At 57.0% G+C, this 24,893-nt stretch carries 28 protein-coding genes and 1 tRNA gene; 22 read left to right on the forward strand and 7 right to left on the reverse strand.

Features of this window, described 5'->3' with window-relative positions:
* Positions 1 to 393, forward strand: coding sequence for a flagellar export chaperone FliS (locus HEQ34_RS05090; protein ID WP_296198273.1), 393 nt, complete (start codon positions 1 to 3; stop codon positions 391 to 393).
* 35 nt (positions 394 to 428) lie between these two features.
* On the opposite strand, the gene HEQ34_RS05095 is transcribed toward HEQ34_RS05090, so the two are convergent.
* Positions 429 to 1,316: an MJ0042-type zinc finger domain-containing protein gene (locus tag HEQ34_RS05095; protein ID WP_296198276.1), complete on the reverse strand. Its 888-nt coding sequence runs from the start codon at positions 1,314 to 1,316 to the stop codon at positions 429 to 431.
* Between the two features lie 330 nt (positions 1,317 to 1,646).
* On the opposite strand from HEQ34_RS05095, the gene ftsE reads away from it, so the two are divergent.
* From ftsE to HEQ34_RS05115, 4 genes are read left to right on the forward strand one after another with little or no spacing between them, the layout of a single operon-like run.
* Positions 1,647 to 2,360: a cell division ATP-binding protein FtsE gene (gene ftsE, locus HEQ34_RS05100; RefSeq protein WP_296198591.1), complete on the forward strand. Its 714-nt coding sequence runs from the start codon at positions 1,647 to 1,649 to the stop codon at positions 2,358 to 2,360.
* Positions 2,360 to 3,256, forward strand: a complete 897-nt coding sequence (locus tag HEQ34_RS05105; protein ID WP_296198277.1) for a cell division protein — start codon at positions 2,360 to 2,362, stop codon at positions 3,254 to 3,256. Before ftsE ends, HEQ34_RS05105 begins: the two co-directional genes overlap by 1 nt.
* A complete protein-coding gene (locus HEQ34_RS05110) occupies positions 3,253 to 3,783 on the forward strand; it encodes a YdcF family protein (protein ID WP_296198280.1) in 531 nt (176 codons plus the stop codon). Before HEQ34_RS05105 ends, HEQ34_RS05110 begins: the two co-directional genes overlap by 4 nt.
* A gap of 3 nt (positions 3,784 to 3,786) precedes the next feature.
* Positions 3,787 to 4,476 carry a 1-acyl-sn-glycerol-3-phosphate acyltransferase gene (locus tag HEQ34_RS05115; protein ID WP_296198282.1) on the forward strand — a complete coding sequence of 230 codons (690 nt, stop codon included), beginning with the start codon at positions 3,787 to 3,789 and terminating at the stop codon, positions 4,474 to 4,476.
* A 10-nt stretch (positions 4,477 to 4,486) separates the two neighbouring features.
* Here HEQ34_RS05115 and HEQ34_RS05120 read toward each other — a convergent pair whose 3' ends face one another.
* The gene (locus tag HEQ34_RS05120; protein WP_296198284.1) at positions 4,487 to 5,392 is read right to left on the reverse strand and encodes a prephenate/arogenate dehydrogenase family protein; all 906 of its coding nucleotides are present in this window, start codon (positions 5,390 to 5,392) and stop codon (positions 4,487 to 4,489) included.
* Positions 5,392 to 6,489 (reverse strand): histidinol-phosphate transaminase, encoded by a 1,098-nt coding sequence (gene hisC, locus HEQ34_RS05125; RefSeq protein ID WP_296198594.1) that lies wholly within the window; start codon positions 6,487 to 6,489, stop codon positions 5,392 to 5,394. The genes HEQ34_RS05120 and hisC overlap by 1 nt, the downstream gene beginning before the upstream one ends.
* A 111-nt stretch (positions 6,490 to 6,600) precedes the next feature.
* Here hisC and HEQ34_RS05130 point away from each other — a divergent pair, with 111 nt between their 5' ends.
* The 17 genes from HEQ34_RS05130 (at position 6,601) to HEQ34_RS05210 (ending at position 19,347) form a co-directional block, all read left to right on the forward strand.
* A complete protein-coding gene (locus HEQ34_RS05130; protein WP_296198287.1) occupies positions 6,601 to 7,722 on the forward strand; it encodes a homoserine O-acetyltransferase in 1,122 nt (373 codons plus the stop codon).
* A complete protein-coding gene (gene metW / locus HEQ34_RS05135; RefSeq protein ID WP_296198290.1) occupies positions 7,719 to 8,312 on the forward strand; it encodes a methionine biosynthesis protein MetW in 594 nt (197 codons plus the stop codon). The genes HEQ34_RS05130 and metW overlap by 4 nt, the downstream gene beginning before the upstream one ends.
* 152 nt (positions 8,313 to 8,464) lie before the next feature.
* Positions 8,465 to 8,806: a flagellar basal body protein gene (locus tag HEQ34_RS05140; RefSeq protein WP_296198293.1), complete on the forward strand. Its 342-nt coding sequence runs from the start codon at positions 8,465 to 8,467 to the stop codon at positions 8,804 to 8,806.
* Positions 8,803 to 9,213: a flagellar basal body rod protein FlgC gene (flgC, locus tag HEQ34_RS05145; RefSeq protein WP_296198296.1), complete on the forward strand. Its 411-nt coding sequence runs from the start codon at positions 8,803 to 8,805 to the stop codon at positions 9,211 to 9,213. The genes HEQ34_RS05140 and flgC overlap by 4 nt, the downstream gene beginning before the upstream one ends.
* 9 nt (positions 9,214 to 9,222) lie before the next feature.
* Complete coding sequence (locus HEQ34_RS05150; protein WP_296198298.1) at positions 9,223 to 9,525, forward strand: flagellar hook capping FlgD N-terminal domain-containing protein; 303 nt, start codon at positions 9,223 to 9,225, stop codon at positions 9,523 to 9,525.
* Between the two features lie 2 nt (positions 9,526 to 9,527).
* Entirely contained in the window at positions 9,528 to 10,355 is an 828-nt protein-coding gene (locus tag HEQ34_RS05155) for a flagellar hook-basal body complex protein (RefSeq protein WP_296198303.1), read from the forward strand.
* Between the two features lie 10 nt (positions 10,356 to 10,365).
* A complete protein-coding gene (gene flgF, locus HEQ34_RS05160) occupies positions 10,366 to 11,109 on the forward strand; it encodes a flagellar basal body rod protein FlgF (protein WP_296198307.1) in 744 nt (247 codons plus the stop codon).
* Between the two features lie 24 nt (positions 11,110 to 11,133).
* A complete protein-coding gene (gene flgG / locus HEQ34_RS05165) occupies positions 11,134 to 11,922 on the forward strand; it encodes a flagellar basal-body rod protein FlgG (RefSeq protein ID WP_296198309.1) in 789 nt (262 codons plus the stop codon).
* The gene (locus HEQ34_RS05170) at positions 11,903 to 12,568 is read left to right on the forward strand and encodes a flagellar basal body L-ring protein FlgH (RefSeq protein WP_296198310.1); all 666 of its coding nucleotides are present in this window, start codon (positions 11,903 to 11,905) and stop codon (positions 12,566 to 12,568) included. The genes flgG and HEQ34_RS05170 overlap by 20 nt, the downstream gene beginning before the upstream one ends.
* Positions 12,568 to 13,656 (forward strand): flagellar basal body P-ring protein FlgI, encoded by a 1,089-nt coding sequence (locus HEQ34_RS05175; RefSeq protein ID WP_296198313.1) that lies wholly within the window; start codon positions 12,568 to 12,570, stop codon positions 13,654 to 13,656. Before HEQ34_RS05170 ends, HEQ34_RS05175 begins: the two co-directional genes overlap by 1 nt.
* Positions 13,653 to 13,925: a rod-binding protein gene (locus tag HEQ34_RS05180; protein WP_296198316.1), complete on the forward strand. Its 273-nt coding sequence runs from the start codon at positions 13,653 to 13,655 to the stop codon at positions 13,923 to 13,925. Before HEQ34_RS05175 ends, HEQ34_RS05180 begins: the two co-directional genes overlap by 4 nt.
* Positions 13,922 to 15,250 (forward strand): flagellar hook-associated protein FlgK, encoded by a 1,329-nt coding sequence (flgK, locus tag HEQ34_RS05185; protein ID WP_296198317.1) that lies wholly within the window; start codon positions 13,922 to 13,924, stop codon positions 15,248 to 15,250. The genes HEQ34_RS05180 and flgK overlap by 4 nt, the downstream gene beginning before the upstream one ends.
* Positions 15,251 to 15,261: 11 nt before the next feature.
* Positions 15,262 to 16,092: a flagellin gene (locus HEQ34_RS05190; protein WP_296198320.1), complete on the forward strand. Its 831-nt coding sequence runs from the start codon at positions 15,262 to 15,264 to the stop codon at positions 16,090 to 16,092.
* A 153-nt stretch (positions 16,093 to 16,245) separates the two neighbouring features.
* On the forward strand, positions 16,246 to 17,109 hold the full coding sequence (motA, locus tag HEQ34_RS05195) for a flagellar motor stator protein MotA (RefSeq protein ID WP_296198323.1): 864 nt from the start codon (positions 16,246 to 16,248) through the stop codon (positions 17,107 to 17,109).
* The gene (locus HEQ34_RS05200; RefSeq protein WP_296198326.1) at positions 17,109 to 17,969 is read left to right on the forward strand and encodes a flagellar motor protein MotB; all 861 of its coding nucleotides are present in this window, start codon (positions 17,109 to 17,111) and stop codon (positions 17,967 to 17,969) included. Before motA ends, HEQ34_RS05200 begins: the two co-directional genes overlap by 1 nt.
* A gap of 157 nt (positions 17,970 to 18,126) precedes the next feature.
* Positions 18,127 to 19,176, forward strand: a complete 1,050-nt coding sequence (locus tag HEQ34_RS05205; RefSeq protein WP_296198328.1) for a sigma-54 dependent transcriptional regulator — start codon at positions 18,127 to 18,129, stop codon at positions 19,174 to 19,176.
* An 84-nt stretch (positions 19,177 to 19,260) separates the two neighbouring features.
* Positions 19,261 to 19,347 (forward strand) — tRNA-Leu (locus HEQ34_RS05210).
* Positions 19,348 to 19,744: 397 nt separating this feature from the next.
* Here the strand turns inward: HEQ34_RS05210 and HEQ34_RS05215 are convergent.
* The 4 genes from HEQ34_RS05215 to HEQ34_RS05230 all read right to left on the reverse strand — a co-directional run bounded on the left by HEQ34_RS05215 (position 19,745) and on the right by HEQ34_RS05230 (position 24,893).
* The gene (locus HEQ34_RS05215) at positions 19,745 to 21,568 is read right to left on the reverse strand and encodes an aminopeptidase P family protein (RefSeq protein ID WP_296198331.1); all 1,824 of its coding nucleotides are present in this window, start codon (positions 21,566 to 21,568) and stop codon (positions 19,745 to 19,747) included.
* Positions 21,569 to 21,627: 59 nt separating this feature from the next.
* Positions 21,628 to 21,852 carry a hypothetical protein gene (locus HEQ34_RS05220; protein ID WP_296198333.1) on the reverse strand — a complete coding sequence of 75 codons (225 nt, stop codon included), beginning with the start codon at positions 21,850 to 21,852 and terminating at the stop codon, positions 21,628 to 21,630.
* A gap of 333 nt (positions 21,853 to 22,185) precedes the next feature.
* On the reverse strand, positions 22,186 to 23,553 hold the full coding sequence (locus HEQ34_RS05225) for an FAD-linked oxidase C-terminal domain-containing protein (RefSeq protein WP_296198336.1): 1,368 nt from the start codon (positions 23,551 to 23,553) through the stop codon (positions 22,186 to 22,188).
* Complete coding sequence (locus HEQ34_RS05230) at positions 23,550 to 24,893, reverse strand: hypothetical protein (protein WP_296198338.1); 1,344 nt, start codon at positions 24,891 to 24,893, stop codon at positions 23,550 to 23,552. The genes HEQ34_RS05225 and HEQ34_RS05230 overlap by 4 nt, the downstream gene beginning before the upstream one ends.

Genomic DNA, 24,893 nt, shown 5'->3' on the forward strand with positions numbered 1-24,893 from the left:
ATGCTTGTTCGCACACATCCAGCTTTTGCCAACCAGCATTACCGGGACATGGAACTACAAAGCCGTGTTGCCAGCGCAAGCCCGCACGGCCTTGTCAGCCTGTTATATGAAGAATTGCTGCGCGCGCTGGACCTATTAACGGCTACCGCAAAACGGGGCTCGGCCATTTCCGGAAATCCCCATCAGGTCAAAGCGCTGTCGATTATCATTGCGCTGGATTCGAGCATCGACCTTGCCAATGGTGGTGACCTTGCAGGCGTGCTGCAGCGGATATACCGATCTGCCGTGCACAGGTTGAACGAGGCCGCGCGGACCAATGATGTTGCGGGTATAACAGAATTAAGGGACGCCATTAGCGAAATCGCTTATGCTTGGGCCGCGCTCGCCAATTAGGCGGAGTTTAAAGTCAGGACGTAGGGTCAGAACCACTAGTCACCCGAACGCACCCAGCCGACTACGGCATCCGTGGCCGACAATGGCACGTCAAGCCGTGCCTCGCTAAAATCGACCTTTGCGCCCGGTGCCAGCGTGCTTGCCTTTGCTTTCATTTTCCAACTGTAGACCGGTCTGCCGCTCGCATCCACTAGCGTTACCAGCATGTCGGGCACATTTTGCTTCACCCCGGTCGGGTTCACAATGCTGCCGCTGGCGATAAAATAGGGCGTGCCGTCTTCGCGCTGGTTCAGTTCCTGATTTTCGTTGAGCACGATAATCAGGTCGGGTTCTTCCGCCACGCTGGAAAGGCCAATATCTGGCATACCGAAATAGGAAATAGCAGTTCCAATAAGGGTGACCGTCAGTGCAAAGATAATGGCCACCAAAGTCCAAATTTTTGCAGGGCTGCGGCGTTGGTTGAACGGTGGCTCATGCGCAAAGCGGCTTTGCGTTGGTTCCTTATCCGCCCAGTTGCCAGCGCCTAACGACGGATCGGCATACACCGGAGCCGAATCGGGCGCGACCGCATGCTCAGTAGCAAATCGTGGGAAGGCCGGCTGCGCGTCATCCGCATCCGGTTCTGCGACCATGAACCGGGGGACGGGGTCAGGGGAAACCAAGGGATTGGTCACAGGCGTTGGGGTGCCTCCTGAAGGCGCATCATCCACTGGCGGGGTTATACCGGGCGCGGGGCCGCTCTGTTCGGCGGGCGCTGCAATTGAGGGGGCTGCGACTGAGTGTGCTGGCGCTGCCGGGGCAACTGCCCCCTCTTGAAACCATCCATGCTTGCAATTGGCGCACCGCACTTGGCGGCCATCAACACCAACGGCATTGTCAGGAACGATATAGCGTGTGCGGCAGGAGGGGCAAACAAGCAGCATGGCAAAGGTTAAACAGCAGCATCTTGTGACTTGCAACCCTACTGTTATAAAATGCTGTGGACGACGCCTTTTCGGGCCGCGACTTGACTAGGGTCAGGACCACTTAAATCCACCTTCGCGGCGTCAAGACGTCCTTTGGATTTGACCCATACTGTCCATTGCCGCGTTGGCAAGCTTGGACTTAGAACCACTAAGTCCTACGCTTTGCCGCCTTGCACTGAACAGTATGGCCTCAAACCGCGAAGGTGGATTTAAGTGGTCCTGACCCTAGTTCCTGACCCTAGGAATAGCCTTTGCCCCGTCATGCCGTTTGTGCCATTTATCTCTGTAATGCAGAGCGTGGTGGAATTCGACAATGTGGGGCTTCGATATGGGACAGGCGCGGAAACGCTGACTGATCTCACCTTCACCCTGTACGCTGGTAGCTTTTATTTTATGACGGGCGCATCAGGTGCGGGCAAAACGTCGCTGCTGAAATTATTATATCTGGCGCATCGGCCAAGCCGTGGCACAATCCGCATGTTTGGACATGACGCGGTAACTTTGCCGCGCAATCTCCTTCCGGGTTTTCGCCGTCGCATCGGCGTGGTGTTTCAAGATTTCCGCTTGGTTCCGCATTTGTCCGCCTTCGACAATATCGCCTTGCCCATGCGCATTGCAGGTATGTCGGAACGCGAATTGCGCGGCCCCGTTACCGACATGCTGGTATCGATTGGCCTGAATGAACGGTCGGACGCCCGGCCCGCGATGCTGTCGGGTGGCGAGCAACAGCGCGTCGCCATTGCACGTGCTGTCATTGGTCGTCCTGAAATCCTTATTGCGGATGAACCGACAGGAAATGTTGATCCCGATATGGCACGCCGACTGCTTCAGCTTTTTGCTGCACTGAACAAGCTTGGCACGACTGTCGTGGTGGCCACGCACGATCTTCATTTGCTGAAGGAAGTCGAAGGCGCGCAGATAATGCAGCTCGACAAAGGGCGGTTGTCGGACCCAACCGGATCGCTACGGCACCCGCCAAAGCCGCTGATTTTGAACAACTGATGCTGTTGGACTTTGCCCTGCCGGCGCATGACCGCAAGATTATTCCGGAGGGTCGGTTGTCCGGCCCCATGCCTTGGATTATTGCAATAATGCTGTTCCTCACCTCGCTCGTAGCGGCGGCGGGGCTTACGCTCGCACAAGCCGCGCAACAGGGCGGGCAAGATTTGTCCCGCCAGATCACTGTCCAGATCATCGAGGCAGATCCTACCCAACGCGCCGCCAGCCGTGCGGCGGTGGTCCGCAATCTGCGCAAATTCAAGGGGGTGATATCGGTTGATCCGGTTACGGACTCCGACGTGCGTCAATTGCTCGAGCCAGTCCTAGGCGCAGACATATTGAACGGTGATATTCCGATTCCCGCGCTCATTGATGTCCGCTTCGACACCCCGCCTACACCCGCCACGCTGGGTCGTCTTCGCAATGTTCTTGGCCCCGTTGCACCCGACATCCGGTTGGATCCACACAGCAATTGGATGGCGCCCTTTTATCAATTGATGAACATGCTGCTGTTGCTTGCCGGGGCGATGTTCCTGTTGCTATTGGTGGCAACCTGCGCGGTTGTTGTCTTGGCGGTGCGCAGCACTTTGAATACGCACCGCGCCACGATTGAAATCATGCACCTCATGGGCGGGACGGATGTGCAAGCAGCGCGTCTATTTCAGCGCAGGGTTGCGCTGGATGCTTTGCTGGGCGGCTGTGTCGGCTTTGGCGCAGCAGCCATAACAATCGTTACGCTCGATAAAGGATTTGTGGCCGCTCAGCCCGGTTTGCTCTCCGGCGATGCTTTATCCGTTTCGGGCTGGGTCATCCTCGCGCTCATTCCGCTTGCCGTGACGGCGCTTGCTATGCTTATGGCGCGCTTCACGGTGATTTCTGCGTTAAAGAAGATGTTATGATCAGTCGCTTCCTCGCTTTCATATTGTTGCTCTGGATGCTGGGCTTTGCTTGGTTTGCGTTGCTGTTGCCGCAGCCGGCGCCCATTGCGCCAACCGATGGCGTTGTTGTGCTGACCGGTGGGGCAAACAGAATTGATCGCGGGCTCGAAATATTGGAATCGGGCAAGTCCAAAAAATTGCTGATTTCCGGTGTGGACCGCGATGTGAAGCCGCCCGAGCTTCAAGCGCAATATCCAAAATCTGCCCAATATTTCCAATGCTGCATCGCGCTGGGTTTCCAATCGGTAGATACGCGTTCCAATGCGTTGGAAACGGCAGCATGGGCGAAACGGAACAATATGCGCAGTATTCGACTTGTTACGCATGATTGGCACATGCGACGCGCGCGCTTTGAACTTGATCGGGCCTTGCCCAACGGTATCACCGTCACCGATGACGCGGTGTCGACCCAACCGTCGCTCGGCGCGCTGTTTAAGGAATATAACAAATATTGGTTGCGCGCGGTCGCGTCGCTTCTTGGACTTTAAACCATGATCGCAGTGATCCGGTCTGCTATCTACATCGTGATATTTTACACTGGGTCGGTGTTTTTCGTCGTCACCGCATTTTTGGCGCAATGGTTCTCCATCCCGCTCATGCAATGGGCCGTGCGCGGCTGGTCGCGCTGGCAATATGCCTGCTACCGCCGGATATTGGGCATCAACATCAAGATTGAGGGCGAATTGCCCCAAAAACCGGTGCTTTACGCCATCAAACATGAAAGCATGTTTGAAACCATCGACATGCCCCGCATGTTTCCCAAACCTGCGGTGGTGACGAAGAAAGAGCTGTTCGATATCCCCTTATGGGGACCGGCCGCGCGGGCATATGGCATGATCCCTGTTGACCGCAATGGCGGCGCGGCGGCGCTTCGGGCCATGCTGGTTTTGGCCAAAAAAATGATCGCCGACGGACGGCCAATCGTGATCTTCCCCGAAGGTACGCGCGTTGCACCCGGCAGTCAGCCGCCATTGCAGTCGGGCTTTGCGGGCCTGTATAAGCTCATCAACCTCCCCGTCGTACCGATTGCGGTAGACAGCGGCACTTTGAGCCCGCGCAAAGCGGGTATCTGGAAATCAGGGACGATTACGTACAAGGTCGGGGAAGAGCTTCCCACTGGCCTGCCACGCGCGGAAATTGAGGCGCGCGTGCATGCCGCCATTAATGCGCTGAACGTTTAACGGTCGGGCCCTAATGCTTGCGCCCGAAATCGGGTGCGTCATCGTCCTGGCCCTGTTCAACAATCGACCGTCGGATATTGCGGGTGCGGGCAAACAATGCCTCCAACTCGTCGCCTTTGTCGTACCGGATCGCGCGTTGCAGCACGCTTAAGTCTTCGGAAAAACGTTGAAGCATTTCAAGGACGGCGTCCTTGTTGGACAAAAACACATCGCGCCACATGACAGGGTCAGATGCGGCGATACGGGTGAAATCGCGAAAACCGCCGGCCGAATATTTGATAACCTCGCTTTGCGTTACGCCTTCCAAATCATCAGCCGTGCCAACGATGGTATAGGCAATCAAGTGCGGCAAATGGCTGGTGACGGCAAGGACCATGTCATGATGCCGCGCATCCATAATCTCGACATCCGCGCCAAGCCGCTGCCAAAAAATGCGCAGGCGTTCAACGGCGGCCTCAGGTGCATTGTCCGGCGGCGTTAATATGCACCAGCGGCCCTTGAACAAGGTCGCAAAACCAGCGTCGGGCCCGCTTTTTTCGGTACCAGCCACCGGATGGGCAGGAATAATGATCGCGTCAGGAAGCACCGCCGAAAGCGCCTCTGCGACGCTTTGCTTGCACGAACCCACATCGCTGACAATCGCATCGCAAGGCAAATCAGCAGCGAATTCCGCCGCCACCGCGCCCATCGCGCCAACGGGCACACACAAGATGACAAGGTCGGCATCCATTACCGCCGCGCCAACCGTGTCGGTCACATCATCGCAGATGCCAAGCGCAACCGTGCGTTCACGCACAGCCCGGTCGGCGTCATGCCCGGTTATGCGCACTAAGGGCATCTGTGCCCTTACCGCGCGCGCGACCGATGAACCGATGAGACCCAGGCCAATGATCGTCAGGCGCGCGAAGGGCAACATTAAGCGTTCGCGTCCAGAATCTTGCGTAAGGCCAACATAATGCCCCGATTTTCATCTTCGGTGCCGATGGTAATCCGCAGGCCAGTGCCAAGCCCCTGCCCCGGCAACCAGCGGACGATATAGCCTTCGGCCATCAACGCATGATAAGCGGTTTCTGCGCTGCAAGTGCCTTCAAACAAAACCATCAGGAAGTTGCCCCAGGATGGGATGACCTTCAATCCGTGGTTGGACAATGACGCAAACTCGCCCGCCATCCAGTCGCGCCATTCGGCATTATGCCGACGGCTACGCGTCACAAAATCCGTATCCGCAAGCGCAGCGATGGCCGCCGCCTGTCCTGCAGCCGTAACATTGAACGGCGCGCGCACACGGTTGAGCGTCGCGATAAGGCCGGCATGGCCATAGCCCCAACCAATGCGTTCTGCCGCAAGGCCGTAAATTTTAGAGAAAGTCCGCGTGATCAGGACATTGTCATGGCGGCGCGCCAGTTCCAATGCGGCGGGACCGTCATCCTCAAGATATTCGCCATAAGCTTGGTCCAGCACAAGCACACAATTTCCGGGCAAGCCCGCATGCAGCCGCGCAATTTCGCCGTCGTCGGTATATGTGCCCGTCGGATTATTGGGGTTCGCCACAAAAACTACCCTAGTCTTGTCGGTCACGAGCGCCAGCAAAGCATCGACATCAGTGCCATAATCCTTGTCCGGCGCGACAATCACATTGGCCGCCGCTTTGCGGGCCGCAATGTCATAGACCGAGAAACCATAACGTACGTAAATGATGTCATCGCCTGCGCCAGCATAGCCCATGGCGATAAGGTTCAGTAGCTCATCCGAACCCGTGCCGCAGACGATCTGGTCGCTGTCAACGTCATACGCCGCGCCCAATGCTTCGCGCAAAGCGGTGCAGGCCGGATCAGGATAGCGGGCCAAAGAAGCGCTTTTGTCCACCAGCGCCGCCGAAGCGTCCGGACTGCACCCCAAAGGATTTTCGTTCGCGGATAGTTTGATCAGCACGCGGCCATCGTCCGACTTTGCCTTGCCGGGTGTGTAGGCGCTGATAGCTTCAATCCATGGTTTGGCTATAGGTGTGTTCATGCCCGCGGCCATAGCGTCGGCAGCGGCGAAGCGCAACGTGTCGCCATCGCATCCGCCCTTCTTTTGCGAGTTTGGGTTGTTTCGTACGAAACCGCTGATATGGCGGTAGATATGCATGAGGATACGCGTTTCGGTCTGGATAAAAAGACACAGTTGCTTGGGCCAGTGCAGCTCGACAGCGGCGTGGAGTTTGCGCCTGTTGAATTTGCCTATGAAACCTATGGTGAATTGAACGCCGACAAATCCAACGCCATCCTGATTTGCCACGCGCTAACCGGCGACCAATATGTGGCGTCGAACCACCCCGTGACGGGCAAGGCAGGCTGGTGGACGCGGATGGTTGGCCCCGGCAAGCCAATTGACCCCACGCGCCATTGCATCATCAGCATCAACGTGATGGGCAGTTGCATGGGATCATCTGGCCCCGCCAGCATCGATCCGACGACGGGCGCGCCTTATGCCATGGCTTTTCCGGTCATCACCATCGCCGACATGGTACGTGCGCAGGCCCTATTGCTGAACCATCTGGGCATAGACATATTGGAAGCCGTAGTTGGCGGGTCGATGGGCGGGATGCAGGCATTAAGCTGGGCCGCCTTATACCCCGACCGCGTGCGCTCTGCGGTTATCATTGCATCGACCGCGCGGCATTCGGCGCAGAATATCGCCTTTCACGAGGTTGGGCGTCAGGCGATTATGGCTGACCCAAGCTGGAATAATGGCGCTTATTATGGGCATGAGGCGCCGACGGCTGGCCTTGCCGTCGCCCGCATGGCGGCGCACATCACCTATCTGTCCGAAGCGGGCCTTACCGAAAAATTCGGTCGCCGTTTGCAAAATCGCGATGCCAAAAGCTTTGGCTTTGACGCCGATTTTCAAGTCGAGAGCTATTTGCGCCATCAGGGCCTGAGCTTTGTCGACCGGTTTGATGCCAACAGCTATCTCTACATCACCCGTGCGATGGACTATTTCGACTTGGCCGAGCCGCATGACGGCGTGCTAGCGAAAACTTTTGCGGGCACCAAAACGCGTTTCTGCCTGATCAGTTTTGACAGCGACTGGTTATATCCAACGGCGGAATCGCGGCGTATCGTGCATGCCCTGAACGCAGCGGGCGCGGCGGCCAGTTTTGTTGAACTATCGAGCCCCTTTGGCCATGACGCTTTCTTGTTGGAGGCACCCGAAATGAACCGCATCGTCGATGGCTTTTTGCGCGCAGGCGAAAGCCGGTGACAGCGCTGCGCCCCGACCTTGCGATTATCGCCCGCGAAGTAAGCGCCCACGCGCGCATCTTGGATGTTGGCTGCGGCGATGGCCTGTTGATGGCGGCATTGCGCGATACCAAAGATGCCGACGCACGCGGAATGGAGCTTGATGCCCGCGATGTTGCCACGGCGGTCGCGCGCGGGCTCTCGGTGGTTCAGGGCGACGCAGATACCGACTTGGCAGATTATCCCGATGGTAGCTTTGACTATGCGATTTTAAGCCAGACGTTGCAGACCACCAAAAGGCCTGATCTGGTGTTGGACCATCTGGTGCGGATCGGACGTCAGGCCTTTGTCTCCTTCCCCAATTTTGCGCAATGGCGCATTCGTTTTGCCCATATGTTTGGCGGGCGCATGCCCGTGACGGAGCAGCTTCCCCACCGCTGGTATGACACGCCCAACATCCACCATGTGACCATCGACGACTTTCGCAGTTTCCTCGACGAACGGAATATCAGGATAGAAGGTCAATGGTTTTTGTCGGGCGATAAACCGCGCGATGAACGACTTGCCAATCTGTTGGCGGAACATGCAGTATTCCTGCTGCGACGCGATTAGGCGGCGTCGGAATTTTGACATGCGCCTGTCAGGCAACTGTCGGTTGGTGATAATATACTGATTTTATGTAATTCTTCAAAAACTGGCACAGCAATTGCAAAACCCCTTTCGTTCGCGCCCCCAGGCGTGATGCAACGACGAAAGGAACGGCCATGCCGGCTTTGGATAACATATTCGGAATTCATGCCACCGCGCTGAAGCTGCGCGAGCAACGCATGTCTATTCTCGGCTCGAACATCGCCAACGCATCGACGCCGGGATATAAAGCGCGCGACATCGAATTTTCCTCGGCGCTCAAGCTCGCCGAAAATGGCCAGTCGACCGAAAGCGCGATGCGCTATCGCGTGCCGCTTCAGGCATCGCTGGATGGCAACACCGTTGAAATGGCGACAGAGCAAACCGCCTTTGCCGAAAACGCGCTGGCCTATCGTTCAAGCCTGTCATTTCTGCAGGGCCGTATCGGCACCCTTACCCGCGCGCTGAAAGGCGAATGAACATGGCCGACGGTCTTTCTATTTTTGACATTAGTGGCCGCGCCATGGCGGCGCAGCTTATCCGCCTGAACACGTCGGCCACCAATCTTGCCAATGCAGGCACGGTATCGGGCAGCGAGGACAAGGCCTTTCGTGCGATGAAGCCTGTGTTCCGCACTGTCATGGGCGAAGCAGGTCAGGCGACCGTTCAGGTTGACCGCATCGACACCAGTAAGGCGACGCCCGTCAAGCGCAACGACCCCAATCATCCGTTGGCCGACCAAGATGGCAACGTCTGGGAAGCCGCCGTCGATAGCACCGCCGAAATGGTCGAGATGCTTGAGATATCCCGCCAATATCAAAATAATGTGCAGGTCCTTGCCACGGCAAAAGGCCTGATCAGCGAAACCTTACGCCTCGGCCAATGAAAGGCATGAATGATGACAAGCATAACCCCTGTTAACTCCAAAAACCTACCCGTCCTGTCAAAGGACATGGCCGAAAAGAAATTGGGCCAAACCGATTTCCTGCGGCTGATGACGACGCAGCTTAAGGAGCAAGATCCTTTCAGCCCCGTCGATAACCAAGCGATGGTTGCGCAAATGGCGCAATTTTCAAGCGTTGCAGGCATTTCGGAAATGAACGTCGCGCTGAAATCCATCGCTGAGCAAATGGGCGCGCAGACCGCATTACTTGCGGACATCAAAGCTGCGTCGACACTTAAAACTGCGGGAGCATAAGCATGTCATTTTACACCTCTTTGTCGGGCCTTAAGGGCGCACAAACCGATTTGTCGGTCATCTCCAACAACCTGGCCAATGTCGGTTCAACGGGCTTCAAAAAAAGCCGCGCCCAATTCAGCGACCTTTTTGCAAGATCGCCCACGCAAAGCACCAAAATGCACGCAGGGCAAGGCACCCGCCTGAACGCGGTGGTGCAGCAATTCACGCAAGGCACGCTGGAGGCAACCGACAAGACGCTTGATCTTGCCATTGCCGGCGAAGGATTTTTTGTAACACGCGGTGATCCGCCGCGCGAAGCTATCACCTACACACGCAATGGCGCGTTTCAGGTCAATGCCAATCGCCAGGTCGTCGACACGATTGGGTCGACGCTTCAATTGCTGCCTGTGGATGCCAGTGGAAATGTAACCTCGGCGACACTTGCCAGTGCGACCGATTTCGTTCTGCCTTCCGTTTCGACAACAGACGCCAGTGTTTCCTTGGTCAACGTATCTATCGGCATTGATGGGCTTGTAACCGCAACCTATTCCGATGGCTCCGACGAGATGCTTGGCAAGATTGCTATGGCAAGCTTCACCGCGCAAGAGGCGCTTCGCCCTATTGGCGACGCGCACTGGCAATCTACGGGTGAAAGCGGCCAGCCCGCGATTGAGTCCGCCACCAATGGGACCTTGGGCTCCGTCCGTTCCGGCGCGCTGGAACGCGCCAATGTCGACGTGACAGAGGAATTGGTCGCGCTGATTTCCGCGCAACGCAATTTTCAGGCCAATGCAAAGGCCATCGAAACCGCGTCGAACATGACTCAAGCCATTGTGTCTATTCGTTAAGGGCTGACCCATGGACCGTCTGATATATACCAGCCTTACCGCCATGCGCGGTTCGATGGCCCGTCAGACGGCCATTGCCAACAATCTGGCCAATGCCAACACTCCGGGGTTCCGCGCCGATCTGGCAGAGGCGCAAACCGTGTGGCTCGAAAGCCAGCAACTCAATACCCGCGCCTTTTCATCCGAAGAGGTGCAGGCAGCCGACATGAAAGCGGGCACCGTCGTCGCCACGGGCCGCGATTTGGACATCGCGCTGTCGGGTGACAGCATGCTGGCGGTGCAAGCTGAAAATGGCGAGATTGGGTATACGCGGCGGGGTGACCTGATGTTGTCCTCCACGGGATTGCTGACCACGGGCGATGGTCGTCCGGTGCAGGGCGCGCAAGGTCCACTCACCTTGCCGCCGTCGGACGCCATCAACATTGACGATCAAGGCCGCGTCTGGATCGTGCCCGTAGGTGGCGATGCAACACAGCCGCAGCAATTGGATCAATTATTGCTGGTTAGCCCGGCTGGTTCCGACGTGGTCAAGGGCGTCGACGGGCTATTTCGTGTGCGTGGCGGCGGCACTTTGCCTGCCGACCCCGATGCGCGTGTCGTCACGCGAAGCCTTGAAAGTTCAAACGTCAGTGCGACCGAAGCTTTGGTCGAAATGATTGAGGCCAGCCGGTCGTGGGACACGCAATTGAAAATGCTGAACGACGCACGCGACATGGATGCGGCGACCGCCGACCTCATGTCGCTTACACAATAAGCCTGCCAAAAAGGATGAAGTCTGATGTCTAATGGAGCACTCCACGTCGCCCGCACTGGCCTTGATGCGCAGAATATGCGGATGCAGGTCATCGCCAACAATCTGGCCAACGTGAACACCGTTGGTTTCAAGCGCGACCGCGCGAGTTTTGAAACCCTGGCCTATCAGGCCATGACGGTGGCGGGTGCCGCGTCTTCGGCGGAAAACAAATATGCCATTGGCACCAATCTTGGCACCGGCGTTCAAATTAACGGCACCGCACGTATCGATACGCAAGGGACGCTGACCAATACGGGCAACAGCCTTGATCTCGCGATCGAAGGCGCTGGCTATTTTCAGGTGCAAATGCCCGATGGCCGAAACGCGTTTACCCGGGCCGGGGACTTTAACCTGTCCGCCGAAGGCACATTGGTCACCAGTGACGGTATGCCTGTGCAGCCGCAAATCCAAATCCCGCAAGACGCAACCGCCGTATCGGTTGGCGCCGATGGCACCATTTCCGTGCAAGTGGCGGGTCAGTCAGAACAGACCCAGGTCGGACGGCTTGAACTTGCGCGGTTCGCAAATGCGGCAGGGCTGCAATCTGTTGGCAACAATCTGTTGCTCGAAACCCCTGCGTCAGGTGCACCACAAATTGGCGCAGCCGGCGAAGAAGGTCGCGGCGGCCTGCGTTCTGGCGCGCTGGAATCCAGCAACGTCAATGTCGTCGAAGAATTGGTCGACATGATCGAAACCCAGCGCGCCTATGAGGTCAATTCCAAGATGATCCAAGCGACAGATGAGATGATGCGCAATGCCACGCAGACTCTATAAACTTATTCTGCTGTCCTTGCTTGCGTTCCCCGTCGGCGCGCAGGCCAAAAAGGATAAGTCCGCCAATCCGGATTACGGCCCGAGTTTGCCCATCGCGCCACCGCCTGCGTCCGCCAATGGTGCGATATTCCAGATCGGGCATTATAGCCCGCTCACATCCGGCGCACGGGCCAGCCGGGTAGGCGACATCATCACAATCAATTTGGTCGAGCGCACCAGCGCCTCAAAAAGCACCAGCGCGACCACTGGCCGCAATGGCAGTTTCGGCCTTAGTCCCCCGTTAAGCGGCCCATTGAACCTCATCAGTGCAGGCGATGTAAACATGAGCGGCGATCAGTCGTTTACCGGAAAGGGCGAAACTGCCCAGTCCAATGCCCTGTCCGGAGAATTGAGCGTGACCGTCGCGGCCGTCTATCCCAATGGCAATATGCTCGTGCAAGGCGAAAAGGCTTTGACGCTCAACCGGGGCGATGAAAAAGTCCAGTTCACCGGAATCGTGCGCGCCGCCGATATCAGCGTCGACAACCGCGTGCTCTCCACACGCGTTGCCGCTGCACGCATAGTTTACACCGGTAAGGGGGAGATTGCCCGTGCGAGCCAGCAAGGATGGCTGCAACGTTTCTTCACCAGGGTAAGCCCCTTCTGATGCGCGCGATCTTGCTTTGCCTTGCCTTGCTGTTCGCGCCCCCTGCTTATGCGGAGCGCATAAAGGATATTGGCCAGTTCCAGGGACTGCGCGCCAACCAGTTGACGGGCTATGGTGTTGTCGTTGGCCTTGCAGGTACCGGCGATGACAGCCTTGATTACGCCACCCAAGGGGTCAAAGGCGCCGTATCGCGCTTCGGCATCAGCCTTCCGGCTGGCATTAACCCCGCGCTTAAAAACGCAGCCGCCGTGATGATTACGGCAGAGCTTCCTCCCTTCGCTAAACCCGGGCAGCGGTTGGACATCACCGTGTCCGCCTTGGGTAAGGCCAAATCCTTGCGTGGCGGGACGCTTATCATGGCACCGCTCTATGGCGCGGATGGCGAGATTTACGCCATGGCGCAGGGCAATCTGGTCGTCGGCGGGCTCGGCGTCGATGCGGCGGACGGTTCACAGTTGTCGGTCAACATCCCGTCGGCTGGTCGGATCAGCGGCGGTGCGTCGGTGGAACGCGCCGTCGACACAGGCTTTGCGCAGTCCGAAAGCCTAACCTTCAATCTAACGCAATATGACATCAGCAATGCGGGTTTGGTCGCGGACGCGATCAACAAAAAATTGGGTGCAGATATGGCAGCAGCCGTCGATGGCGCATCAATCCGTATCAGCACACCAGTGGGCGGCGAAGCGCGCATTCGTTTGATGGGCTTAATCGAAAATATCGAGATCAAACGTGCAGCGCCGCCTGCGCGCGTTATCGTCAATGCGCGAACTGGCACCGTCGTCATCAACGGTGCGGTTCGTGTTGGCCCTGCCGCCGTCACCCATGGCAAATTGACTGTCCGTGTCGACGAAAACCCGATGGTGGTGCAACCTGCGCCGTTCAGCGCTGGCCAGACCACCATTGAACAATCCAGCACCATTACCGTCGAAGAAACCCGAAATCCCGCATTCCTATGGGAAAAGGGTGCCTCGCTTTCCGAAATAGTTAAAGCCATCAACCGGCTAAATATTTCACCCGGCGATCTGGTCGCTATATTGGAGGCCTTGTCACAGGCAGGCGCGTTGAGCGCGGAGCTGGTGGTCATATGATGACGCTTAAACCGATAAGCGCACCGGCTACCGCCGCGCCAAAGCCTGACCCAGAATTGCGCAAGGCTGCCGAAGCTTTCGAGGCCGTCATGCTGCGGCAGATGATGGCGAGCATGCGCAAGGCAAAGCTTGGCGACGACATCATGGGTTCAAGCGCCACCGACAATTTCCGTGAAATGGCCGACGCGCGCGTGGCCGACAGCATATCCGCATTGCGGCAGTTCGGCATTGCCGACCTGGTAGAAAAACAACTTAAAGGTTCAAGATGAGCGACTTGCTCGCCATCGGTGCATCGGGCGTGAAGGCATATGGCCGCGCGCTGTCGGTTGTGGGCGATAACATCGCCAATGCCCAAACCGATGGCTATGTCCGGCGCACGGTTCGGCTGGAGGAAGCTCCTGCCGCAGGCGACGTCGTTCTGTCGCGCAACAGTATCCGCCCGGGTGGGGTCAGCGCCGCTGGCGTCACACGCGAGCTGGACCAATGGTTGGTGGATGACGCGCGCACGGCCTCCGGCGAAGCCGCACGACAGTCGGCGCGTCTGAACTGGATATCTGCGACCGAAAACGCGCTTGGCAATGGCGGCAATGATATCGGCGCCACCGTAACCGAGATTTTTGCGACCGCTGATCAACTGAGCGCCAATCCGAATGATGCAACTTTGCGGCGTCAGTTTCTCAACAATGTCGATGAAAGCGCCAGCGCATTCCGGCGGACATCCAATGCATTGGGTTCCGCCGCAAATGGTGTTGCTATGGAAGCGCGCAGCGCAGTGGAGCAATTGAACACCGACTTATCAGCGATTTCCCGCGTCAATGACGGCTTGCGCCGCGCACGCGCCGGGTCAACCAATGAAGCGACCTTGCTTGACGAACGGGATCGCCTTGTCGGCAACATCGCAACCGCGATAGACATTGATGTCAGTTATGACGCGAACAACGCTGCCATTATCCGCACCCCGGCTGGCGATTCATTGGTCGAAGGTGATAGCGTCGCCACCGTGACGCTTGGCGTGTCCGCAGGCGGCCTTTTGTCGTTCGGCGTTGCGCCTACAACTTCACTTGCGCCCGCGTCGGGTCGACTGGCCGGCCTTGCCGATGGCGCAGCACATATATCCACCCAACGTGCGGCACTGGATGCGCTTGCGGCACAATTAAGCACTACGCTCAATAGCGCACATCAGGCAGGCGTCGATGCCAATGCTTCTGCTGGAAAGCCATTGTTGAATTTCAATGGCTCTGCCGCCGAGTTGACCGCAACTGCGCTTGCCATAGCAGAAGTTGCGACTGCAAACGCAGCGGGCAACAACGGCAATATTCTGGCCTTCAACGCCGTCCGCACGAGCAGCGGCATTGAACAGGATATCAGCGCCTTCATCACGCAGCAGGCGCAGATAACATCCGCAGTCCGCGCGCAAGAGGCCGCGGCCAGTGGGCGGCGCGACGGCGCATTTGCCGCACGCGACGCCGTTGGCGCAGTCGACCTCGACCGCGAAGCTGCGGATCTGTTGCGGTTTCAGCAGGCCTATGAAGCTGCCGCCCGCACGATTCAGGTCGCGCGGGAAACCATGCAGACCATGCTCAACATCTTCTGAAAGCCCATGCGATGATTAACGGAACCGGAAGCCGCATGACGCAGGAAGCCACACGCCAAGCGCGTCTGGCGACGCAAATTGCGGCAAAGCAAACGCAAATATCCACCGGTAAGCGTCTTCAGCGCGCATCGGATGATCCAACGGCGACAGCGCGTATTGCGGACCTGAGCCGCATGCAAACCAATGACAGCGCGCGCGCGCGAAATATTAGCTTGGGGATCAGCATGACGGCGCAAGCCGACGGGCAGTTGCGCAATATGTCCCACCTTCTGGCGCGTACGCGGGAGTTGACCATTTCGGGCGCAAGCGTCGGCCTTACCCCGTCTGACCGCGCAACCATATCACTCGAAGTACGCGCCATGGCGGACGAAATTGATGCCATGGCATCCGTAAATTCCCCCACAGGCGAGGCGCTGTTCGCAAATAACAATGCGAACCCAATCCGTTTTGACGACACCATCGCCTTCGCGCCAGTGCCCGCACGTCAGGACATTTTTGAAACGGGCGGCATTGCGATTACGCAAATCATGCGGGATGCTGCCTCTGCTATCGCGGCAGGCGACCTGCCGTTAATAGGCGCGGCGTTAACGGCGCTGAACGGGGCAGTAAATCATGCCGCCGATGCGCAGGCGGAAATCGGTGTTAATGCAGCGCGGCTCGACAGGTTGCAGGAATTTTCCACACAGCGCGCAATCACGCTCAGCGAGGAGCTTTCTAAGCTTGCCGATACGGATTTGAGCGCAGCTATTTCGGAACTTAAAGCAATGACATTAACGCTTGAGGCTGCACAGGGTGCTTTTGCGCGCATTAACCGCCGCACTTTAATGGATTTTCTTGCTTAGGGTCAGAACCACTTAAATCCACCTTCGCGGTTTGAGGCCATTTTGACGCCGCGAAAGTGAATTTAAGTGGTCCTGACCCTAAAAACAGGCGCAATAATCGCCGGACCCAGCCGTTTAACCAGCGGACAGTTCCACGCAGAGGCCAGATTTTCCATGTTAGCCATTATCGGTATCGTTGTTTTGCTTGTCATGGTGTTTGGCGGCTTTGCGATTACCGGCGGCAATCTGGTACCCGTGATGAAAGCCTTGCCAGCCGAAATGCTCATCATCGGCGGCGCCTGTGCTGGCGCATTAATCATCGGCAACTCGGTCAACGACCTAAAGTCGCTTTGGGGCAGCCTGCAGAAGGTGTTTAAAGGCCCGCAATATGGAAAGCAGGATTATCTGGACTGCATCTTCCTGATCGCCAAGTTGATGAAAATGATGAAAATCGACGGCCCGGTTGCAATTGAATCGCATATCGAAGATCCCGACAATTCTGCAATCTTCAGCGAATATCCAAAATTGCTAAAGGATAAGACGCTCATTCACTTAATCTGCGACACCTTGCGGCTTGTCGTGGTGTCCTCCGGCACGCTTGACCCGCATGCCGTCGAAGAAGTGATGGATAACGCCATCAAGAACCATCATCACCATTGTATCAAGCCCGCAGACGGCTTGCAGGGCCTTGCCGATGCGCTTCCTGCGCTGGGTATTGTGGCGGCGGTGTTGGGCGTGGTGAAAACCATGGGCTCGATCGACAAGCCGCCTGCGATCCTTGGCGCTATGATCGGATCAGCTTTGGTTGGCACATTCTTGGGCGTGCTGCTGGCATATGGTCTGGTCGGCCCCTTTGCCAACCGCGCGCGCCAAGTCATTGAGGGCGATGCCGCCATTTACCATGTCGTCAAACAAATGATCATTGCCTCTCTGCACGGCCATCCGCAGCCATTGGTCATCGAGGCGGCACGTTCGGGTATCGAGCATTCCAACCAACCCAGCTTTGCTGAGGTCTTTGACGGGATGCGAGGCCGGTAATGCCTAAGCCAATTGCGCCGGTCCGTCCGGTCATTGTCAAGAAAATCTATGAAGCGCCGCATTCTGCGCATCATGGCGGCGCATGGAAGGTTGCTTATGCCGACTTTGTCACGGCGATGATGGCATTCTTCCTTTTAATGTGGCTTTTAGGCGCAACGACGGAAAAACAACGCAAGGCGTTGGCAGACTATTTCGCGCCGACATTGGTTGCGAGCAAACAGGATGCGGCCGGTTCTACGAGCTTTTTTGGCGGCGAGTCGATTACTTCGGTTGACAATTTTCCAAATCGCGCCGGCCAGACAGGTACGCGCAGCATCACAATCCCTAGAGAAGCGACGGGTGGTCCAAAAGAAGCAGCGGGACTTGGACAGGATAAAGCCAATTTCCAACAGGTCCGCGAAAAACTGGCGAAGAAGGTGAATTCAGACAAATCGATGAAGCGATTTGCCCGAAGCGTTCGCATTACCGAAACGCGCGAAGGCATGCGGATCGACCTGATCGACGACGCCAATTTTGCCATGTTCATATCCGGAACCGACATCTTGACCCCCGATGCCGTTAATCTTTTGACTCAAGTCGCCGATACCCTGCGCGGTCTGCCGAACGGCCTGATCATCCGGGGGCATACCGATGCGAAACCTGTGTCCGCACGCTTAGGCACCAACAACTGGCAAATATCTTCCGCCCGCGCAGAAGCAACCAGAGCCCATTTGGTCCGGTCAGGTATTCCCGATTCGCAATTCTTGCGCATTGAAGGCGTAGCAGACCGGGAACCCTATTTTAGAGACAATCCCGACGATTCGCGAAACCGGCGCATGTCCCTCACGCTTGGCTGGCGGACGGTCTCAGATGGCAGATAGCATCCCAAATTGGATGTAACATTTTGTAACATAAATCAATCGGATAACAACTGCATTCCATATCGGAACGGAATCGAATTTCTGCGCAGTTTGTTAACCTTCTGTTTACTTTCTTATCTAATTTAGATCCCAACGCCTTATTTTGCTGGGAAAATTAATGAGCTCAAATATCTGTGCCGCCGAGACGGCAGCCGCAAAGCCGATCGCGATCGAAGAATATTTGATTGGTGATAGCGCGCCAATGCTTCTGTTGCGTAACATGGTTCGACGCGTGGCAAACTCCTCGGCCTCCGTCATGATCTGCGGCGCGTCCGGTTCGGGCAAAGAGGTCGTCGCGCGTGCCATTCATGTAGCCGGCCTGCGCGCGTCCAAACCTTATGTCGCGTTGAACTGTGGCGCTATTCCGGCGGAATTGATTGAATCCGAATTATTTGGACATGAACGCGGCGCGTTTACGGGCGCACAAGCGCGCCGCACCGGCCATTTCGAAAATGCCCATAAGGGCACGCTGTTTTTGGACGAGATTGGCGACATGCGTTTCGACATGCAGGTTAAACTTCTGCGCGTTCTTGAAGATGGTTTGGTGTCGCGCGTGGGCGGCAACAGTGCGTTGCCTGTTGATGTCCGCATCATTTCTGCGACGCATCAAAATCTTGAACAGGCCATTACAAACGGACGTTTCCGGCAGGATTTATATTTCCGCTTGGGCGTCGTCCTGCTGCATGTGCCGACGCTCGCCGAACGTGTCGAGGACATACCCCAATTGATTGCCCATTTTCAGCGCGGCAAAAATAGCGCTGACAATTGCCATTTTGACCATTCCGCAATTGCGCAACTGCAGGCGCATGATTGGCCCGGCAATGTCCGCGAACTGCGCAATATTGTTGAGCGCGCGAATGTGTTGTTCCATGGCGAGACGATTGACGCCTTTGGTGTTGACCAATTGCTTGGTCGCATGGCACCCCGGATGAACGTAGCACCACGCGCCGCAACATTGCCCGACCCTATCCCGACCAAGCCGCAAACATGGGACGCGCCCATCGACCTCAAGGCGCAAATTGAGGGGATTGAGCTGGAGCGGATTCAAATCGCCCTTGGCCGCGCCGATGGCGTCATATCCGAGGCCGCGCGCTTGTTAACGCTAAAGCGCACCACCCTGATTGAGAAAATGCGCAAATACGGCGTCGACCGCGTCGTGCTTCAGTAGGGTCAGGCATTGCCGAAACGATAATGCCTGTTGCGCCTGCCTACACGCTTTGCTAGGGGCCGCCTCCTACCTGTCTAGGCGCGTGCGGCCATGGCGGAATTGGTAGACGCGCAACGTTGAGGTCGTTGTGGGCGAAAGCCCGTGGAAGTTCGAGTCTTCTTGGCCGCACCATTTTTTATGTTTCTCAGTATCCTACAAACAGTTTGGTGCAGAGGGTTTACTGTACGCCGTGCCGAAACAGCGACCAACGGTTGACGGAGCATTGTCGGTGTCGGCTTCCGCTAACGTTTCAGGCGTGCGTTAAGCGCTTTGCATTTTGCAAAAGCTGCCATTCTTTCAACTTACAATTTGTGGCTGCCGACGACTGCTTCTGCGGACTAGTTTACCGGGTGCCGGTGGCTGCAATGTTGTGGGTTCCGGAATGGCGGCCATGAGCCCAAAAAGGCGGTAAGCGGCCCTTCGTGCAATTTCCCTTATTTGACCGCTCAGTCTTACGATTCCGAAATTCCGTCAACGTTGATACGGCGACCTTATGGAGACTTTCCTTCATCGCTCCCCACGCCTCTCTCTAGAAACGCGCCTGAATGGAGGTCCCGGGCGAGTTCGCGACAAAACACTGGACTAGCTTCTCAAGCCAGTGACGCGAGAACGCGTCGAGACGTGGTCCTACGTCCGCCAACACCACTGTATGATAATCGGCGAGCCATTGCCTCTCGGCAGGCAACAACATGGAAAAATCGACCAGCTTCGGATCAATCGGCAAGCGAGAGATAGTTGCGAATGCTAGAAAACCGCCATGATCCGCCGGAACCACGAGCATGTGGCTTTCGATCCTCATTCCGAAATCCCCCGCTGCATAGAAGCCCGGTTCATTCGACATTATAACACCTGCTTCGATTGGAACCGCGCTGAGCGGCGACGGATCGCGGCTAATGGTTGGTCCTTCGTGAATATTCAGGAAGTTTCCAACGCCATGTCCTGTTCCATGGCCAAAATCCAGTCCCTGATTCCACAGGGGATGCCGAGCCGTCGCGTAGAGATGACATCCCGTCATCCCCATTGGAAAGCAACTCGTCGTCAACGCGATAAAGCCGCGCATCACAAGCGTATGGGTCTCGACATGCACTCGGGACGGCGCTCCAAGCGCAAGTGTGACGGTATTGTCGGTCGTTCCACCGAAATATTGGCCGCCGGAGTCGAGCCAATAAATTGGATGATCCGACAGCTTTCGAGAGCCGGCGCGTTTCGGCACATAGTGGGCCTGCGCTCCGCTAAGGCCGGCCGCCGACATTGCGGGCATGGACGGTCCGACATAGAGTGGATTCTCCCGGCGATAACTCTCGATGCACATCGCCACGTCGAATTCGTTGGCTGACGCGAATTTACCGGTCGCAAGCTCAGCCATGAGGCGAATAACCGCCACGGCGTCCTCGATATGCGCTCTACGTGCGCCTTCAATTTCAACGCTGTTCTTCACCCAGCGCAACCGAGCGACCAATTCGCTATCGCGCAGGCGCGATTGATGTGGAACGGCATCGCCAAGAATCGCCGGAGTTGTCCTGAGGTTAGCGGCAACCGGGCCGTCTGCTTCGCAACTGGCCAATCGTTCCGGCAGCCGCGATGGACGGCAGATCGAGACATGATCAGGAAGAGCGGTTCTCAACTCGGAATCTACGCGTTCTTCGTCGACAAACCATTCCGCAGTTCCATCAGCATAAACGAGGAGCCGGCTCCTTGCGGCAGGGACTATGTGCCACTCGCCCGCATCTACAACGACTGACTCCCGGGAGCCGCGTACATTGAGCAGCCATGACACGTCCTCTGGGTCGGCGACGAGCAGACCTGCCCAGGCCTCGATCTTGAGATCATGTGCGACCCTGTCGAGCTTGGCTTCACGCGAAGTGCCTGCAAAGCGGGTAGGATAGTCCTGAATATCGGGATCAAAACGGGGCGGGCGCGCCGCACACCACAGATCGTCAATCGGATGTTTATCGACGAATTTCGCTCGAACGCCCGCGCGGGCGCATTGGTCAAACCACTGGCGCGAGTCGAGGATTGAATGGAGCCGTCGGTCGATATGAAGCTGTTCGCCTGCTTGGAGATGGTTCTGCAACCAATTGCGACGCTGATCCCATCCGACCGGATGGACTTCAAACGCGGAGCCATTTGTTTCGTCGAGCCCTTGATTAAAATAGCGACCGTCAAGGAAAAGGGCCGCCTTACTCGGCGTAACAATTGCAATTCCGGTCGAACCTGTAAAGCCGCTGAGCCATTCAAGTCGTCGCTCGGACGGCGGCGCGAACTCGCTTAGAAAGATATCTGTGGACGGGACGACAATCCCGTCACAACCCTCTGTACGCAACCAAATTTGAAGATTTTTCAATGGTGTCATAAAGCATTCTCTCGGTGATTGGCGCCCAGTAAATGGTCCTATATTCGCGGGACAGTGCCCTATCGTTGAACAACTAAGTGGCCGGTTGCCAAAAAGGTTCGTCTTTTTTTCACAAGATCCGTGTCGTCAAAATCCAAAATATCGACAAACCCAACCGAACGTTGATAGCCTTTCTCGCCAACGCCTTCAAAGCGACCCATTGCGAGTAGGCGGCGTCCCAGCGGCAGTATCTGCTCGATTTTGTGGATGCCCCTAATCAAGCGCTGTTCACGAAAAAATTTCAATGGCCGCCTTATCCGCAAAGACTGCGTCGGCTCGCTCATAGCAAGCGTCGGCCGCGAAAAGCATGAGAACTGAATCTAGGTCATTCGCATCGATTTGCTGATAATATTTTTCAACTACGGAACCAAGAAGCGCGTGAGTCATCCTTAGCGCCCTCTGAAACGAGCTTCGGCGAGTGAAGTCGCAAATCGAGTCGTCCTGACGCCTCCAACAGCCCGGCGGTGCATCACCAGACTGCGCGACTGCTTGAGAAAGATAGTCCATTGTCGAACGACGCCTTTGGTTAAAGTATGAGCACAAGAAAGCTAAGCTCGGATGCAAGCTGAGTCGCGATATCAGGCATCAAACATCTTCCCGGGATTCATGATGCCAATTGGATCAAGCGCGCGCTTGATGGTGGCCATCACGTCCACTGCATCGCCATGTTCCTCGCGCAGCAGTTGTTTTTTGTGCAAGCCAATACCGTGTTCTCCTGTGCAGGTTCCGCCGCGAGCGATGGCTTCACGGGCGACAGCGAGCGAAAGCGCCTCTGCCCGCGCGAGCTCTGCCGGATCGTTCGCGTCATGCAGTACCAGCATATGAAAATTGCCATCGCCGACATGGCCGACGATCGGTGTAAGCAGCCCGCTGTCTTGCGCCAGCGCCTGACAGGCGTCGATACAGTCGGCAAGACGTGAAATCGGGACGCAGGCATCGGTGGCAAAACTCTCCTTGCCTGGTGCCAGCGCGCGCGCTGCCCAATAGCCATTGTGCCGCGCTGTCCATAGCGCCGTCCGATCCTCGGTTGCCGTTGCCCAGCGAAACGGCAAAGCATCAAACTCGCGCACAATCGCCTCGACCTGCGCAACCTGATCGGCAACGCTTGCCGGGCTGCCATGGAACTCCAGGAACAGACTTGCACGCTCGCTATAATCGGACAATTTGGAATAGGCGATACACGCCTTCATCTGGAGTGCGTCGAGCAGCTCGATACGAGCCAGCGGAATGCCCAATTGCAGGATAATCTGCACCGCGGCGGTGGCATGCGACAGTTCCTGAAACTGCACGCTGGCAGCTGCAATGGTTTCGGGAATGCCGAACAACCGCAGTTGCACCTCGGTGATGATCCCAAGCGTGCCTTCGCTCCCCACATAAAGGCGGGTGAGGTCATAACCTGCCGACGATTTTCGGGCCCGCCCCCCCGTTTTGATCACTGTGGCTTGCGCCGTCACCACGGTCAAACCAAGCGCAACGTCGCGCATGGTGCCATAGCGGACGGCATTCGTGCCTGATGCGCGGGTGGCCGCCATGCCGCCCAGCGTAGCATTGGCGCCAGGGTCCAGAGGGAAGAAGAGCCCCTGTCCCTTGATTTCTGCGTTGAGCTGTTCACGGGTTACGCCTGCTTCCACGCGGCAATCAAGATCATCCGCGCTGACAGTCAGCACCTTGTCCATACGTGAAAGGTCAATGCATAGGCCGCCGTGGATCGCTTCAACCTGGCCTTCTAGAGATGTGCCGACACCGAATGGAATGACGGGTAAGCGATGGTTGGCACAATGATGGACCGCCAGCGCCACATCCTCAGTGCTCTCGGCATAAAGTACGGCATCGGGCGCATGGTTGCCACGAAAGCCTTCGCCACCGCCATGCTGCTGCCGGATCGCCGCCGTTTCCACATAGCGGTCGCCGAACAGCGTTCGCAAATGTGCCAAGCCCATATTCATGATCCGGCATCACTTGCGTTGGCCAAATATGCGCGCGGATCAAGCTTGCGTAAGACGCTGTCAATGCCCTCACGGTTGAAGCCCTTATAGCCATCATTGCGCTCAATGTTTTCCAGATGCGTGACTATGGATCCTTCAAGCCGCAACCGTTCTGCTTCATCCGCCCCGATATGCCCACCCGCCTCCAGCCGATCGACCCGTGCGGGATCGACTGCGCACCAGTCTCCTTCGGTCAGCGCCTGGTAGAGATGCGGCCAGTCGGTAAACGGGGCCATCATGCTGATGTTCTGCTGCACCAACTGACCGTGCAAAAGGACGTGATCGTAAAGGGCCGCCACATGGTTGAGGCCAGCTTCCAATATGGACTCGCCCAGCAGCTCGGTCAGCAGTCCGGCGCGCCGATGCTTGGGCAGCTCTGGTAAAATTTCGTGCGCAAAGTCGACCGTCAATTCATGCGGTGCCAAATCGACATCGGCAAAGATGGTGGAACCAATCACAGGCTGCTCAAGCACCTGGCTGCCCCATCCCGCCAGTTCGCCCGCATAGAGCATTTCGCGCCGTTCATAGCCCAGCTTTTCGAAGATTCGAATGGAGTGCCGGTAATGCGCGCGCGACCCGTCGTAGGTGTGATGATCAATGTTGCACCAGCCAATTCCGATGGCATCTTGCCGCGCCTTTTGCACCCGCCCGGTGGGGCAGCGTGTCATCCAAAAGTCGCGTTCTGCCCTCAGCCATAAATCGCAGGCCCAGTTCGGGCCGATGTCCGCGACCGCTGCATCAACCAGTGCCTCGGTATGCATGAGGCCCTGCGCAACCGTATCGAACTGACGCCGCCGCGCCTTGAATGCCTGCAGGTGCAGGCGCGCTGAACGAATGGTGGCGGCGGCGACAGCGGGAACATCATAACCGGCGTGACCATTGCGTTCGAGCACGCCGACACGGACTGCATCATTTGCAATGATTGCCCTGCGCAATGGGCCATGGAGGTCGCCTTCAATGATCGCGCTGATATTGTTCGCCGCCAGAAAGTCTTCCACTGCCTCTACGCGCAGCCAGACGGTCTCGGGCCCGCGTGCAACAATCGCGGGAAATAGACCGCTCATGTTCTTCCAGACATTGTCCGCCACTACTGACCATCCAGCGGCGCTGAACTGTTCAAGCTCCGTTGTGTTGCTTATGTCGATATGATCAACGATATCGTGAAGGCGCACTCCTGCCGCTTCCAGCAAGCGGCTATGCAATGCGGTCAGCGCCGGCGAGCGCGTACAAGCATCAGCAAGCCATCCAGAAAGTGCCGCTGCAGCTTCGGGCTGCCGTTCCCAACGATAGTCCTTTTGCAT

Source organism: Sphingorhabdus sp., assembly GCF_023910635.1.
Lineage (GTDB): Bacteria > Pseudomonadota > Alphaproteobacteria > Sphingomonadales > Sphingomonadaceae > Sphingorhabdus_B.

Excerpts from the sequence above, each read along its gene's own strand:
- HEQ34_RS05120 (WP_296198284.1), bottom strand. The coding sequence starts at position 5,392 with ATGTTGCCCTTCGCGCGCCTGACGATCATTGGCCTGGGTCTCATCGGT.
- flgF (WP_296198307.1), top strand. The coding sequence starts at position 10,366 with ATGGACCGTCTGATATATACCAGCCTTACCGCCATGCGCGGTTCGATG.
- HEQ34_RS05200 (WP_296198326.1), top strand. The coding sequence starts at position 17,109 with ATGCCTAAGCCAATTGCGCCGGTCCGTCCGGTCATTGTCAAGAAAATC.
- HEQ34_RS05095 (WP_296198276.1), bottom strand. The coding sequence starts at position 1,316 with ATGCTGCTTGTTTGCCCCTCCTGCCGCACACGCTATATCGTTCCTGAC.
- HEQ34_RS05115 (WP_296198282.1), top strand. The coding sequence starts at position 3,787 with ATGATCGCAGTGATCCGGTCTGCTATCTACATCGTGATATTTTACACT.
- HEQ34_RS05170 (WP_296198310.1), top strand. The coding sequence starts at position 11,903 with ATGCCACGCAGACTCTATAAACTTATTCTGCTGTCCTTGCTTGCGTTC.
- HEQ34_RS05225 (WP_296198336.1), bottom strand. The coding sequence starts at position 23,553 with ATGAATATGGGCTTGGCACATTTGCGAACGCTGTTCGGCGACCGCTAT.
- HEQ34_RS05230 (WP_296198338.1), bottom strand. The coding sequence starts at position 24,893 with ATGCAAAAGGACTATCGTTGGGAACGGCAGCCCGAAGCTGCAGCGGCA.
- HEQ34_RS05180 (WP_296198316.1), top strand. The coding sequence starts at position 13,653 with ATGATGACGCTTAAACCGATAAGCGCACCGGCTACCGCCGCGCCAAAG.
- HEQ34_RS05130 (WP_296198287.1), top strand. The coding sequence starts at position 6,601 with ATGCATGAGGATACGCGTTTCGGTCTGGATAAAAAGACACAGTTGCTT.
- HEQ34_RS05175 (WP_296198313.1), top strand. The coding sequence starts at position 12,568 with ATGCGCGCGATCTTGCTTTGCCTTGCCTTGCTGTTCGCGCCCCCTGCT.
- HEQ34_RS05205 (WP_296198328.1), top strand. The coding sequence starts at position 18,127 with ATGAGCTCAAATATCTGTGCCGCCGAGACGGCAGCCGCAAAGCCGATC.
- HEQ34_RS05140 (WP_296198293.1), top strand. The coding sequence starts at position 8,465 with ATGCCGGCTTTGGATAACATATTCGGAATTCATGCCACCGCGCTGAAG.
- motA (WP_296198323.1), top strand. The coding sequence starts at position 16,246 with ATGTTAGCCATTATCGGTATCGTTGTTTTGCTTGTCATGGTGTTTGGC.
- flgG (WP_296198309.1), top strand. The coding sequence starts at position 11,134 with ATGTCTAATGGAGCACTCCACGTCGCCCGCACTGGCCTTGATGCGCAG.
- HEQ34_RS05090 (WP_296198273.1), top strand. The coding sequence starts at position 1 with ATGCTTGTTCGCACACATCCAGCTTTTGCCAACCAGCATTACCGGGAC.
- HEQ34_RS05190 (WP_296198320.1), top strand. The coding sequence starts at position 15,262 with ATGATTAACGGAACCGGAAGCCGCATGACGCAGGAAGCCACACGCCAA.
- HEQ34_RS05110 (WP_296198280.1), top strand. The coding sequence starts at position 3,253 with ATGATCAGTCGCTTCCTCGCTTTCATATTGTTGCTCTGGATGCTGGGC.
- HEQ34_RS05215 (WP_296198331.1), bottom strand. The coding sequence starts at position 21,568 with ATGACACCATTGAAAAATCTTCAAATTTGGTTGCGTACAGAGGGTTGT.
- flgK (WP_296198317.1), top strand. The coding sequence starts at position 13,922 with ATGAGCGACTTGCTCGCCATCGGTGCATCGGGCGTGAAGGCATATGGC.
- hisC (WP_296198594.1), bottom strand. The coding sequence starts at position 6,489 with ATGAACACACCTATAGCCAAACCATGGATTGAAGCTATCAGCGCCTAC.
- flgC (WP_296198296.1), top strand. The coding sequence starts at position 8,803 with ATGAACATGGCCGACGGTCTTTCTATTTTTGACATTAGTGGCCGCGCC.
- HEQ34_RS05155 (WP_296198303.1), top strand. The coding sequence starts at position 9,528 with ATGTCATTTTACACCTCTTTGTCGGGCCTTAAGGGCGCACAAACCGAT.
- ftsE (WP_296198591.1), top strand. The coding sequence starts at position 1,647 with ATGCAGAGCGTGGTGGAATTCGACAATGTGGGGCTTCGATATGGGACA.
- HEQ34_RS05150 (WP_296198298.1), top strand. The coding sequence starts at position 9,223 with ATGATGACAAGCATAACCCCTGTTAACTCCAAAAACCTACCCGTCCTG.
- HEQ34_RS05105 (WP_296198277.1), top strand. The coding sequence starts at position 2,360 with ATGCTGTTGGACTTTGCCCTGCCGGCGCATGACCGCAAGATTATTCCG.